This window comes from Tenacibaculum piscium (assembly GCF_021390755.1).
In the GTDB taxonomy this organism is placed as follows: domain Bacteria; phylum Bacteroidota; class Bacteroidia; order Flavobacteriales; family Flavobacteriaceae; genus Polaribacter; species Polaribacter piscius.
This window is the reverse complement of record NZ_JAJGWR010000003.1, coordinates 100,486-114,413: the sequence shown is the minus strand read 5'-3', so window position 1 is coordinate 114,413 and position 13,928 is coordinate 100,486. Positions and strand designations below refer to the sequence as shown.

General features: G+C 30.9%; 11 protein-coding genes. 7 read left to right on the top strand and 4 right to left on the bottom strand.

Going from position 1 to position 13,928, the window contains the following annotated elements; translation table 11 throughout:
• The first annotated feature begins 198 nt into the window (after positions 1 to 198).
• Together L0U72_RS06700 and L0U72_RS06695 are read left to right on the top strand one after the other, a co-directional pair.
• Positions 199 to 1,569 carry a tetratricopeptide repeat protein gene (locus L0U72_RS06700; RefSeq protein ID WP_101916594.1) on the top strand — a complete coding sequence of 457 codons (1,371 nt, stop codon included), beginning with the start codon at positions 199 to 201 and terminating at the stop codon, positions 1,567 to 1,569.
• Between the two features lie 115 nt (positions 1,570 to 1,684).
• Positions 1,685 to 2,956: an MgtC/SapB family protein gene (locus L0U72_RS06695; RefSeq protein WP_233898732.1), complete on the top strand. Its 1,272-nt coding sequence runs from the start codon at positions 1,685 to 1,687 to the stop codon at positions 2,954 to 2,956.
• 52 nt (positions 2,957 to 3,008) lie between these two features.
• On the opposite strand, the gene L0U72_RS06690 is transcribed toward L0U72_RS06695, so the two are convergent.
• Positions 3,009 to 3,890, bottom strand: a complete 882-nt coding sequence (locus L0U72_RS06690) for a mechanosensitive ion channel family protein (RefSeq protein WP_101916592.1) — start codon at positions 3,888 to 3,890, stop codon at positions 3,009 to 3,011.
• Between the two features lie 32 nt (positions 3,891 to 3,922).
• Positions 3,923 to 5,650 (bottom strand): sodium:solute symporter family protein, encoded by a 1,728-nt coding sequence (locus tag L0U72_RS06685; RefSeq protein ID WP_233898731.1) that lies wholly within the window; start codon positions 5,648 to 5,650, stop codon positions 3,923 to 3,925.
• A 126-nt stretch (positions 5,651 to 5,776) separates the two neighbouring features.
• Here L0U72_RS06685 and pfkA point away from each other — a divergent pair, with 126 nt between their 5' ends.
• Complete coding sequence (gene pfkA / locus L0U72_RS06680) at positions 5,777 to 6,760, top strand: 6-phosphofructokinase (protein WP_101916590.1); 984 nt, start codon at positions 5,777 to 5,779, stop codon at positions 6,758 to 6,760.
• Positions 6,761 to 6,837: 77 nt separating this feature from the next.
• Positions 6,838 to 7,830, top strand: coding sequence for a type I glyceraldehyde-3-phosphate dehydrogenase (gene gap, locus L0U72_RS06675; protein WP_233898730.1), 993 nt, complete (start codon positions 6,838 to 6,840; stop codon positions 7,828 to 7,830).
• A gap of 122 nt (positions 7,831 to 7,952) precedes the next feature.
• Here gap and L0U72_RS06670 read toward each other — a convergent pair whose 3' ends face one another.
• A complete protein-coding gene (locus L0U72_RS06670) occupies positions 7,953 to 9,461 on the bottom strand; it encodes a hypothetical protein (RefSeq protein WP_233898729.1) in 1,509 nt (502 codons plus the stop codon).
• Positions 9,462 to 9,533: 72 nt separating this feature from the next.
• Positions 9,534 to 10,574, bottom strand: coding sequence for a glutaminyl-peptide cyclotransferase (locus L0U72_RS06665; RefSeq protein ID WP_101916587.1), 1,041 nt, complete (start codon positions 10,572 to 10,574; stop codon positions 9,534 to 9,536).
• 205 nt (positions 10,575 to 10,779) lie between these two features.
• Between L0U72_RS06665 and L0U72_RS06660 the strand changes: the two genes are divergently transcribed.
• The 3 genes from L0U72_RS06660 to L0U72_RS06650 all read left to right on the top strand — a co-directional run bounded on the left by L0U72_RS06660 (position 10,780) and on the right by L0U72_RS06650 (position 13,877).
• Positions 10,780 to 11,031, top strand: a complete 252-nt coding sequence (locus L0U72_RS06660; RefSeq protein WP_101915121.1) for a type B 50S ribosomal protein L31 — start codon at positions 10,780 to 10,782, stop codon at positions 11,029 to 11,031.
• Positions 11,032 to 11,129: 98 nt separating this feature from the next.
• Complete coding sequence (locus L0U72_RS06655; RefSeq protein ID WP_233898728.1) at positions 11,130 to 12,719, top strand: FMN-binding glutamate synthase family protein; 1,590 nt, start codon at positions 11,130 to 11,132, stop codon at positions 12,717 to 12,719.
• A 66-nt stretch (positions 12,720 to 12,785) separates the two neighbouring features.
• A complete protein-coding gene (locus L0U72_RS06650; RefSeq protein WP_101916585.1) occupies positions 12,786 to 13,877 on the top strand; it encodes a class I SAM-dependent methyltransferase in 1,092 nt (363 codons plus the stop codon).
• The last annotated feature ends 51 nt before the right edge of the window (positions 13,878 to 13,928 follow it).

The window sequence follows — 13,928 nt, the reverse complement described above, 5'->3', positions numbered from 1 at the left end:
TTTTTTTAGTTATAATTAATGTTGTTTAAAAACATCCTTCCAAATATAACGAATATTTTGTTTTCTTTTAAAGAAATTACTTGATTTCTTATTGATTTGTTATCGATTCTTGTTTATAAAAATTTAAAAAATAAACTAAATAATTGTTGATTATTGATTCTAATATAGTATATTTAACTATAATCAAATAAAGATTTTATGTCGATATCAAAATTTGAATCTATGTTAAAAACCAACGATGTCTATTTTTTTGATGCCGTTGAGTTTGAAACTATTATTGAACATTATTTAACCATCTCGAAGTATTCTTTGGCTAAAAAAGCGGTTGTATTAGGTTTGGAACAGCATCCATCTTCTATTCAATTAAAATTAATGAAAGTTGAAATTTTAGTGCTTGAAGATGAGTTAGTACAGGCATCTAAAATGTTAAAAGATATTGAAGCATTAGTTCCTTATAATGATGAGGTTTTTATTCAAAAAGCATTGATTTTATCCAAAGAAGAAAAGCATGAACAAGCTATTGTGGTATTGCATGATTCGTTAAAATTCGTGGAAGATCCTGCTGATATTTGGTCGATGTTAGGAATGGAATTTTTATATTTAGATGATTATGAAAATGCCCGTTTAAATTTTGAAAAATGTTTAGAAGTTGATTACGAAGATTTTTCATCATTATATAATATCGTGTATTGTTTCGATATGGAGGAAAGCCACATTGAAGCCATACAATTTCTGAATAACTATATCAATAAAAACCCCTATTGTGAAGTGGCTTGGCATCAATTAGGAAGACAATATTCTGAAATTGGAATGCATAAAGAAGCCTTAAGATCTTTTGATTATTCGGTATTAATCGATGAAGAATTTATTGGTGGATATTTAGAAAAAGCACAAACTTTAGAAGATTTAAACAGGTACGAAGAAGCCGTGAAAAATTATAAGATAGCCTTAGAATTAGATGATCCTACGGCGTTTATATACATGAAAATAGGGGGTTGTTATCAACAATTAAATAATCCTATGACGGCGATTAATTTTTATAAGAAAGCGGTAAAAGAAGATGCTTCATTTGATAAAGCGTGGATATTGTTAACAAACGTTTATTTTGATGCAGAAGATTTTCAAAAAGCATTGTATTACGTAAAAAAAGCCATCGAAATTGACGCAGAAAATGTTTCTTATTGGAAGAAATGTGCAAGCATAAATTTGAAATTAAATTTTTATGAAGAAGCGGTAACGGCATTTTATACTTGTATCGAATTGGGTGATGATGAAATGGTGCTTTATACCGATTTAGCAGATGTTTTATTGTTTTTAGGTGAGTTTGATCAGGCATTAAAAATACTTATTAAAGCCAAAAAAACATATACTAATTTTGCTGAAATCGAGTATCGTTTGTGTGGTTTATTTATGATTTTAGATAAGCAAGCCTATGGTTTAACACATTTAAAAAATGCGTTAGCTATTGATTATGAAGCGCATCAGCTTATAAGTTTTTTATATCCAACGGTTTACCAAAGTGAAAAAGTACAAGAAATCATAGCGTGTTATAAAAAAGCCTTGAAATAATTTTCAAGGCTTTTGGCTATTTTAGGATACTTCTTTTCACTGTTTTTTATAAAATGATTTCTATATTTGGAAACTTTAATTTAGGCATTTTTTTATGCTGATTTTTACTTCAAATATGGAAACATCATACGGTTTTATAGAGTTTTTAGGTCCTTATATGCTTGGTATTTTAATTGCCACAGGTTTAGGACTTATCATCGGATTGGAAAGAGAATTTGATAGAATTCAAGAAAAAGGTTTTGCAGGAATTCGAACCTTTCCGATTGTTAGTATTATTGGTTTTTCGTTAGGAAGTTTAGCCTCTGAATTTTCGCCGTGGTTAGTGATTATTGGCTTGGGATGTTTTATTTTATTCTTAGCTTTGTATCATTTTTCACCAGAAAAAGAAGAATATGGGCAAGGACTTACCACTAATTTAGCATTAATGGCAACCTGTATTTTAGGTGTAATGGTTTCGGTAACCTTGTATCGAGAAGCCGTTTCTACTGCGGTGATTATCGTTACATTATTGTCTTTAAAAACTAAGTTTAGAGCTGTTATTAGCAATATTACTTCCGAAGAACTTTTTGCTTTTATTAAGTTTTCAATAATGGCATTATTGATACTTCCTTTTTTACCGAATAAAAATTTTGGACCAAATAATTTAATCAATCTTTTTGAAATAGGAGCGATTGTTGTTATTGTATCGTTTATAAATTTTATTGGTTATTTTCTGGTAAAATTTGTAGGATCTAAAAAAGGAATTATTATAACGGCAATTCTCGGCGGACTTATCTCGAGTACTGCTGTTGCTTGGAATTATGCATCAAGAAGTAAAGAAACACCTGAATTATCAAAAAAATATAGTGCTGGTATTATCATTGCTTCAGCGATTATGTTTCCAAGGTTAGCCTTTGTTTCGTATCTTTTTAATCATCAGATTTTTAAACATATTGTCATTCCTTTTACGCTTTTAACGTTGGTGTGTGTGGTGGCAACTTTTATTTTAATTCGAAAAGATAATCATCATCCGAATACGAATATTAAATTGGGGAATCCTTTAAATTTTTTAAATGCCCTTGGGTTTGGTGTTATTTATTTGCTGATTCTTTTTGCTGTTTTTTACAGTAATCAATTCTTCGGGGAAGCAGGATTGTATTATTCGGCATTTATTGCAGGATTAGCTGATACCGATGCAATTACAATTAGTATGGCAAAATTTTCATTAAATAATGATAAATTATCATTGGCATCTTCAGTAATAATTGTGGCAACATTGAGTAATATGTTGGTAAAATTAGGAATTACGTATTTCAAAGGAGCAACATCCGCAGGAAAATACGTTGGTTATGCCTTTGGAAGTGTTATTTTAATAGGGATTTTCAATATCATAATCAATAATTTGTAAAGCTGTGCTTTGTTCAGAAGGCACAGCTTTTAATAGGTAAATTGCTTATTTTTTAGATATTTGTCTTTGTAACTTGAATGGTATTTTTTTGATACATTTTATGTTCAATTACTTGCGAAGGCATTTCGATATTATTTTGGTCTAAAATTTCTTTTATTTCTGTTAATATTTTTCCTCGGATGGTATTTCCAAGATAATGTTCTGCAAGTTCTTTATTTTTTAATAAATCAATCCAAAAATGCACTTGAATATTGGTTGTATATTCGGCTAATTCTTGCACGGTAACTTTAAATTCGGGTGTTTTTAAAACATCTTTTTGATTTGTTAAATAGTTTAAAATAAGTTTTCTAGTGGTTTCGATATCGCATTCAGGAGCAATACCGATGCTGAAATTAACTCTTAAAAGTCCATCTTTTGTATAATTAACTAGCGCATTTTTTAGCAGATAAGAATTAGGAACATAAATATCTTTTCCATCAGAATTACGTAAGTGTGTCATTCGCAAATTGAGTTGTTTAACAGTTCCTTTATTTCCTTGAACTTCAATAATATCTCCAATATCAAAAGGCGGTTTTACGGCTAAAATGATTCCTGAAATAAAATTTTCGCCAATATCTTTAAAGGCAAAACCAAAAATAATAGCCCCTACACCAGCTCCTGCGAAAATGGTGCTTGCAATATTGGCAAATCCCATTACGCTAAAGGCGGATAGGATTCCAAATAAATAAATAGCCCATTTTATTCCTTGAGAAAAAAAGTTAGCTAATAGTTTGTCTTTCCATTTTTCTTCGGTTGTTTTTTCGATGATTTTAGTGGTTATTCTAGCGATAAAAACAGCAATTATTAAAATGATAATTGCGGTTATAACGTTAGGAAGTAGGGTTGCTATTTCGGTAAAATAGTCTGAGAAAATTTTCTTTAAATCTGGTTTCATTTATTTTTAGTTAAGTTTTTTTGATGTTTTTATTACGAAATACGTTTCCAAATTTTCAGTAATATAAAAACACAAAGTAAGGTTATTATTGTTAATACAGATGCTAGAATTGTTTTGCCATAAATCCAATTTCCTGTGGCAAATAAGAAACTATAAACACCGATTGTTCCTGTAATAAAACCGACAATTTTTACGCCAATGTTTTTGAATTTATCTTCGCTTTCAAAGATTAAATCTTCAAATTTTTTGATGGTTTTTGCATCGGTTGGTTTTGTTAAAAGTGTGGTTAAAATCCATCCAAAAGTGGTGATTACAACGCCAATAATTAATTCCCAATATCCTGCGATTTCAAAAAATGGATTTTCTAATTTTCTATTGATAAAAAAGAAACCTGCAATTATGAATGAAATTACCATTGCTGCAATTTCGCTATACGGATTAATTCTGCTCCAAAACCATCTTAAAATAAATAACAAACCAGTTCCCGCGCCGATTTGCAATAATAAATCGAACACATCTTTTGCCGATTGCAAATAAAATGAAAATAAAGCGGCACAGATCATTAAAACGACGGTAGAAATTCGACCAACGACTACTTTTTGTTTTTCGGATGCATTTTTATTGATAAAACGGCTGTAAAAATCATTGACAACATAGGAACTTCCCCAATTTAATTGGGTAGAAATCGTACTCATAAAAGCGGCAATTAAAGACGTTAAAACAATTCCTAATAAACCTGCGGGTAAATAGGTCATCATGGCGGCGTATCCAACGTCGTGTCCTTGCATTTCTTCGGATAAATTTGGAAAAGCTTGATTCATACTTTCTAAACTTGGGAAAATTATTAATGAAGCTAATCCGACAATAATCCACGGCCAAGGACGCAAGGCATAGTGTGCGAAATTGAAAAATAAAGTTGCCCACGTTGCATTTTTTTCATCTTTAGCAGCGAGCATTCTTTGAGCGATATATCCACCGCCACCAGGCTCTGCGCCTGGATACCAAGTACTCCACCATTGCACGGCAAACGGAATGATAAATAAGGTAATTAATGATTCTGTATTTGAAAAATCAGGCAACATATTTAATTTTCCACTGACATTCGGGTGGCTTAATAAATTCGATAAACCGTTTATTTCAGGCATATTTACAATATAAACTGTTGCCCAAACTGAACCAATCATCGCAAGTATAAATTGTACAAAATCGGTAAGTAAAACGCCTTTTAATCCGCCTAAAGAGGAATAAACAACCACAATAATAGACGAATAAAGTAACATTTCTGTTTGTGAAATTCCCAATAAAATATTGGCGATTTTTGCACCCGCCAAACAAACTCCTGCCATGGTAATTATATTAAAAATTACGCCTAAATAAATGGCTCGAAATCCTCTTAAAAATCCTGCGATTTTACCCGAATAGCGCAATTCATAAAATTCTAAATCGGTAGTAATTCCTGATTTTCTCCATAACTTCGCATAAAAAAATACGGTCAACATTCCTGTGAGCAACATTGCCCACCAAACCCAATTTCCTGAAACACCATTTTTACGAACTAATTCGGTAACTAACCCAGGTGTATCGGCGGCGAAAGTCGTAGCAACCATCGAAACTCCCAACAACCACCAAGGCATATTTCTTCCTGATAAAAAGAAATCAGCACTGCTTTTTCCTGCGGATTTTGATGCCCAAATACCTATCAGTAATGAAATAATGAAAAATCCGATAATAATTGTGTAATCAAGCGTGGTTAATGTCATTGTGTGTTTTTAAAATCATTTTTGAAAGGGCTAAATGTAGTTAAATAATATGATACGTTAAATTTCAATAAAATTACTAAAAATCATCAAAAATCCGCAAAAATGAGTAAATTTGAAACTAGCTTTATGGGAAAAATAAAAAAAATAGCCGTGATGACCTCTGGAGGAGATGCTCCAGGAATGAATGCTGCAATTAGGTCAGTTGTAAGAACCTGTGCATATTATCGTGCAGAATGTATGGGAATTTATAGAGGATATCAAGGTTTGATAGAAGGAGATTTAGTGCCTTTTACCGCTAGAAGTGTCAATAATATTATCAATAAAGGAGGAACAATTCTAAAAACAGCTCGTTCCAATGATTTTAGAACCAAAGAAGGACGCAAAAAAGCGCATCAGAAATTATTAGAAAATAAAGTCGATGCCCTAATTGTTATCGGTGGTGATGGCTCTTTTACAGGAGCGGTTCTTTTTGGTAAAGAATTTAATTTTCCAATTATCGGAATCCCTGGAACAATTGATAATGATATTTTTGGAACAAGTCATACCATCGGTTATGATACCGCCTTAAATACCGCCGTGGAAGCAATTGATAAAATTAGAGATACCGCTTCTTCACATAATCGCTTGTTTTTTGTCGAAGTTATGGGAAGAGATGCAGGGTTTATCGCCTTAAATGCAGGTGTTGGAGCAGGAGCAGAAGAAATTTTAATTCCTGAAGAAAATTTAGGATTAGAACGAATGCTCGAATCCTTAAAGAAAAGCCGAAGAACAGGAAAATCTTCTAGTATTGTTGTGGTATCCGAAGGAGATAAAACAGGTAAAAATGTGTTTGAATTAGCCGATTATGTTGAGCAAAATATGCCCGAATATGAAGTACGTGTATCGGTTTTAGGACACATGCAAAGAGGCGGTTCGCCAAGTTGTTTTGATCGAGTTTTAGCCAGCAGGTTAGGCGTAAAAGCCGTAGAATTATTACTCGATGGAAAAACGAATTTTATGGTCGGATTGCAAAATAATAAAGTAGCGACCACCAATTTAGAAAAAGCAATAAAAGGGCATAATACTATCAATATGGAACTTTTAAGAGTTTCTGATATTATGACGACATAATAAGAAATCTAAATTGAAAATTTAAGCAAAAAATTTAAGACAAAAGATAAAAAAAATAGATATTAAATAGTTAAATAATGATAAAAGTAGGAATTAACGGATTTGGTAGAATAGGGAGGTTAGCATTCCGAACTGCGATGAAAAGAAAAAATGTGCAAGTTGTTGCCATTAATGATTTGTTAGATGTCGAGTATTTGGCTTATTTGTTAAAATATGATTCTGTACACGGTCGTTTTGAGGGCGAAGTAAGCGTAAAAGATGGAAATCTAGTCGTAAATGAACAAGTTATCAGAATTACTGGGGATAAAAATCCTGAGAATTTAAAATGGGATGAAGTAGGAGCAGACTATATTTTGGAAGCAACAGGTTTATTTACCGATAAAGATAAAGCAAGTTTACATATAAAAGGAGGTGCAAAAAAAGTAATTATTTCAGCACCTTCTAAAGATGCAAATATGTATGTAATGGGTGTAAATCATCAGAATTTAAAAGCCGATGAGCTTGTGTTTTCAAACGCTTCTTGTACTACAAACTGTTTAGCGCCCGTAGTTAAAATCATTAATGATACCTATGGTTTAACCGAAGGAATTATGACCACGGTTCACGCCGCAACTGCTACACAAAATGCCGTTGATGGTTTTAATAAAAAATGGCGAAGAGGACGTTCGGCAATAAATAATATTATTCCAACATCCACAGGCGCAGGAAGTGCGTTGGTAAAAGTAATTCCAGAGATGAAAGGAAAATTAACCGCAATGGCAATTCGAGTTCCTGTAGCAGATGTTTCTCTAATCGATTTGACGTTTAAAACTGCTCAAAAAACGTCGCTAAAAAAAATTATGGAAACTTTCAAAAAAGCATCAGAAAATGAATTTAAAGGAATTATCGGATATACCGAAGATGCCGTAGTTTCTCAAGATTTTGTGTCAGAACCGAGAATATCAGTTATTGACGCATCGGCAAGTATGGAACTGAATGAACAATTTTTTAAAATCATTTCTTGGTATGATAATGAATTCGGATACGCCACTAAAATTGTTGATTTATTAGAATATTCCGCTTCTTTATAAAATTTAAATTTTTTATAAAGTTAAAAATAAGTATCTAAAAATAGTATTTTAAAAAAGCCTGTTTTCATGAAGTTTGTATAAATTTACATGAAACAGGCTTTTTAACTTTTTAATATATAAGTTTATTTTTCATCAAATATGATATGTTGATACGCACCAATATCAGGAGTTGTATTTCTTGAAACGCCTAAAATATCCTTAGAAATCGCTGTTTTTTTAGCTTTATGAATGGCATCAGAATATTCTCCGATACTGAAATTATTTGAATACATTGCTTTAAAATCAGGCGTACCGTTTAAAATAATATTTTTATAATTGCTTGATGAATTTACAGAAGTATCAAAATTATAGAATCGAAGCATTGAATTTTCAACGGCATATTTAAAAATATAGTCTCCTTTTTTATCGGTAATAAATTCACGACTGCCATTTCCTTCGATAATACAATTGACAAAATTAGCCGAATATAAATTATATAAATCTGTCTTTTTTTTCTGATTTTCTTGCTGATTTTCTTGAATTACTTCTTGATAATTGCTAATTAAAACCGTCGGGTTTTGACGTAAACTATTATTCCAATAATTGGCAAATGTACTATGTGTAAAGCTATAATTTCCGCCAGCAATACAAGCTAATGAAGATTTTCCAGCATTACCAATAACTAAATTTGCTGCTTTAAGATGCGTGTTTCTGGCTAAAATTCCATAATTAGAATGATTATAAATTTCGGTATTTTCAAGCTGTAATGCAGGATTTTCATTCGCAACGGCATCGACTAAAAGACCAATGCTTCCATTTTTTATAATTGCGTGATGAATCTCATTTTTCAAACTTCCAGCACCAAGCCAAATACAGCCCCATTGTCCAGGGATTTCATTATACATATGTGCTAATCTATCGCCTTGAAAAGTGACTTTTTTATCGAGTGTTCCGTTGATTTTCAAACTTGCGTTATCACCAATAAGTAACCCAGAATTTTTATGAAAATAAATGTTTGAACCTGCGTCAATATGTAATGTTTTCCCCGTTGGAACTGCCATATATCCATAAATAACATAGGGTTTTTCAGCGGTGAAATTTAACTCCGAATCCGTTAAAAAACGTGCCTGTATTTTGATGTTTTCATTATCAAAAGTAATGTTTCGTACCGCAGGAATTATAGCAGTATTTTTTTTAGGCGGAAACAATAAATGAGCATCTTGTATTAAGGTTACTAAATTTACATTTTGTTGCTGATTTCCGTTATCAAATAAAATTTTATCGGTGTATAATGGATTGATAACTGTGCTAACATCTACTGTCGTTTCTACAAAAATAAACAGACTATCTTTGGCTAAAATATCAATATTACTAAAGTTTTTACCTGATTCTCCATCAACATTTAGTCGATATTTAGACGTATTTCCATTTTCTAACTTTATTTCAGGAATTGTAATGGCTTTATTACTCCGATTATACACTTTTAAATTGTAGGTTGCCGAGCCAATTTTTGAAAAAATCGTGTCTAAAAAAATAGTATCGCTAGAAAATTCTAATTTTCCAAAATTAGCCACCGTATTAAAATCTTTTCGACAAGATAAACTAATCGTAATTATTGAAATTAACACTAAAAAAAGAAACGTATTTTTCATACATATTTACAATAAAAATATTCAGAATAAAAACAGCAACATAAATAATTAAACAATAATATTTACAAAATATTATTGTTTAATCAGCTCGATTTCAAATAATTTGTCCCAATGTTTTCCAGTAACAAACAAGCGATTATTTTCTGTATCAAAAGCAATTCCGTTTAAAACATCATCGTTTGGATCTAGTGTTTGATTTTTTGCAACAATATCTCTTAAGCCGTTTAAATTCGCTACGCCTTCGACAACACCTGTTTCAGGATTGATAATTAAAATAGAGTTTTGTTGCCATTTATTGGCGTAAATTTTCCCATTTATTAGTTCAATTTCATTCAAATTATCTACTGAATATTTGTTGGTATATACTTGAATACTTCTTTTTTCTTGCTGATTATCAGTATTTAAAAACCAAATTTTATTAGTCCCGTCCGATTTTATTAATTCTGTATTATTGTGGGTTAATCCCCAACCTTGATTGCTATTTTCATATTTAAATTCGCCAAGTTGCTTAAAAGTTTCCAAATCATAGATAAAACCTTTGCGAGCTTGCCAAGTCAGCCAATAAATTTTTTGATTAAAAATAGTCATTCCTTCACCAAAATATTTTTTATCTAAATCGATTTTTTGAAGAACTTCTCCTGTTTTTAAAGCAACTTTTCGCAAAGAAGATTCACCTCTTCGCCCTGTAGTTTCGTATAAAAAACCATTTTTAAATTCCAAACCTTGCGTGTATGCATTTTTATCGTGTGGATATGTATTTACAATTTTATAGGAATATACATTAGGCGCATTTTTGGCTAAAACTTCAATACTATTGGTAATTTTTGTTGATTTATGAGGATAAAAAGCTAGTGCAGTAACGGAGTGTTTTCCTACGCCAAAATCAGCGGTATTAATTTCGATGTTTGTTTGGGTTTTATTTACCCGTTTTTTATTGATGAATAATTGTACAGAATCTATTTTTTGACCTGCGACTTGCTCAAATTTGATACTTGCTTTTTGTCCTAAAGTAGTTTTTTTAGAAGTATCTAACTTAAATTTATATTCTGATGAGTTACAAGAAGTAACCGCAATTACTGATAAAGCCAAGGCAAAATAGGTGTAAATACGCATCTTTTATAGGTTGTTTTTGTTGTTTATTCGTACTTTATTGAATGATACTACAAATTAAAACAATTTATTTGTTTGAAAATAAAAAAATATCGTTAAATTTGCCACTTCAAACAGTTAAAATATTTTTAGTGTAAAACTTTACCATTTTTACACTTGTTAATAATGTTTGAGAAAAAAATAAAACAATATTTAAAAGTCATTTAAGATGCGTAAAGGAATACATCCAGAAAATTATAGAATGGTAGCTTTTAAAGATATGTCTAACGGAGATGTATTTTTAACACGTTCAACTGCTAATACTAAAGAAACTTTAGACGTAGAAGGAACAGAGTATCCATTAATCAAATTAGAAATTTCAAGAACTTCTCACCCTTTTTACACAGGTAAGTCTAAATTAATTGATACTGCAGGTCGTATTGATAAGTTTAAAAACAAATACTCGAAGTTTAAAAAATAATTTCAAGTTTATAGCATATTTTAAAGCCCTAACATTTATTTGTTAGGGCTTTTTTTGTGCAAAAAAACACGTATTTTTGCATATTAATTTAAAAGAAAATGAGAAATACTATTTTAGCCATTGTAATTTTTATAAACATTCTTTGTGGAGTTTTAGTTTATTTTATGCCTGATGTTGGCAATTACATTTTATTAAGCATTGCTTCGGCGGTAACTCTATTGGCAATATATGATGCTTTTATTCAAAAAAAGCATTCTTTAATGCGTGCATTTCCTATTATTTCGCGTTTGCGTTGGGTTTTTGAAGAGGAGCGTGAAAAAATACAACAGTATTTTATTGAAGACAATTTAAACGGAACACCTATAAACAGAGAAAAAAGAAGTATTGTTTATCAGCGTTCAAAAAAACAAATTGAAACGATTCCTTTTGGTACACAACATAATGTGTATAAAAAAGGATATGAATTTGTAAAACACTCGATGTTTCCAAAAAATCACCACGATGTTCAGGGAGATAGAGTACTTATTGGTTCTGATAAATGTTTTCAAAAATACAGTGCTTCTATCGTTAATATTTCTGCGATGTCTTTTGGTTCATTGAGTAAAAATGCCGTTATGGCGTTAAATCAAGGAGCTAAAATGGCAAATTTTGCCCATAATACTGGTGAAGGAGGAATTTCACCGTATCATTTACAAGGTGGTGATTTAATTTTTCAAGTAGGAACAGGTTATTTTGGAGCAGGAAAAAGCGTAGACGGAAAACGTGTTTTTGATGATGCTGTTTTTAATAGAAACGCTATTCTACCAGAAGTAAAAATGATTGAAATTAAATTTTCACAAGGTGCAAAACCAGGGCATGGAGGAATTTTACCTGCCAAAAAAAATACCAAAGAAATTGCAGCAATTCGTTCTGTTGAGCCGTTTACACGTGTAGATTCGCCTCCAGGTCATTCTGCTTTTTCTAATTTTGATGAAATGATTGTTTTTATTCAAAAATTAAGAGATTTATCCGAAGGAAAACCTGTAGGAATTAAACTTTGTGTTGGTGATAATCAGGAGATAGAAAATATGATAAAAGCATTTGCTGATGCTAATAATTATCCTGATTTTATTTCTGTTGATGGAGGTGAAGGAGGTACAGGTTCTGCACCTTTGGAATTTTCAAATTATATAGGAACGCCTTTGTTAGATGGATTGGTTTTTATCAATAAAACATTAAAAAAATATCAACTAAAAGAGCAAGTAAAAATAATAGCAAGTGGTAAAGCAATCGATGCTTTTGATATCTTGAAATACAAAGCTTTAGGTGCCGATGTTATTGGAATGGCACGTAGTTTTATGCTGAGTTTAGGCTGTATTCAGGCACGTGAATGTAATTTAGATACTTGTCCTGTTGGTGTGGCAACACAGAATAAAGATTTAGTAAAAGCCTTAGTTGTTGGCGATAAAAATGTTCGTGTTAAAAACTACCATGAAAACACTATTGAAGCAGTTAAAGAAATGGTTGGTGCTATGGGAAAAGAATCAATTTCCGATGTTAATGCAACACATATTTTTAGAAGAGATAAAGAAACGATAAAATCTTTTGCTGATATTTATCAGTTAGAAGATTATAATGAAAACACTATTTTTCAGGAAGATACAATTTCTAAAGCTAAAGAAAATAAGGAAGTTTTAACAACCGTATAGCGTTTATATCTTGTTAAATTTCTGTAGTTAATTTAAAAAATCAAACAAAAAATAATATTAAATTTATTGGAAACAACAGTAGAAATTGATGCTAAAGCGTATGAGTTAGTGCGTTATCCGAAAACAGAAGATCATTCTTTACGCGCTTGGAGCAATGCAGAATTGTTAATTTTAAAGCATATTTCTGATTTTAAAACAACTGATATTCAGACTTATAACGATAGATTTGGGTTTTTTAATTGTTTTTTAAATGATAAAAAAATTACCACTATTTGGACGTATGCAAGTCAGCAAAAAGCAATTTATAATAACTTAGCATTAAATTCATTAGCTACAGATGTTGTTTATAAAACACCTTTCGATACTTTAGAAAAAGCATCGTTGGTATTGTTAAAAATTCCAAAATCTTTAGGATTGTTTACTTTGTTTCTACAGCAGATTTATAAGGCTTCGGATACTCAAACAATTGTTGTTTGTGGGTTTATGACCAAAAATTTTACAGCTTCTTATTTGAAAATAGCAACAACATATTTTGAAGATGTTTCACAAACAAAAGCATGGAAAAAAGCACGATTGTTAATTTTAAAGAATCCTAAAAAAGATAGTTCTTTAACAAAAATGACACATCAAATCACTTGGAAAAGTAAAGAAATACAACAATATTACGGCGTATTTTCGGCGACTAAAATTGATATTGGTACGCAATTTTTACTAGATACTTTACAAGTGAAATCAACAGAGGTAAAGGTGTTAGATGTTGCATCAGGAAATGGCATTATTGCTTGTGAAGTTTTGGAGCAAAATCCGAACGCAACACTTACTTTAGTCGATGATTTTAATGTTGCAATTGAATCTTCTAAGTTAAATGTAAGGGCAGAAAATACACATTTTTTATGTGCTGATAATTTAGATGATTTAGCAAAAGAAAGTTTTGATTTAGTTGTTTCGAATCCGCCTTTTCATTTTGAATATGAAAATAATATTGAAGTTGCGATATCACTTTTTAAAGGTGTTGCAAACTGTTTAAAAACAAGTGGACGTTTCGTGTTAGTTGCTAATACACATTTAAATTATACGACACATTTACAGAAACTTTTTAAAGAAGTTACGATTCTTAATCAAAATAAAAAGTTTCAAATTATCGAATGTAAAAAGTAAGAAAACTAAGAAATAATAAAAAATGCTTCAAATTAATTTAATTTGAAGCAT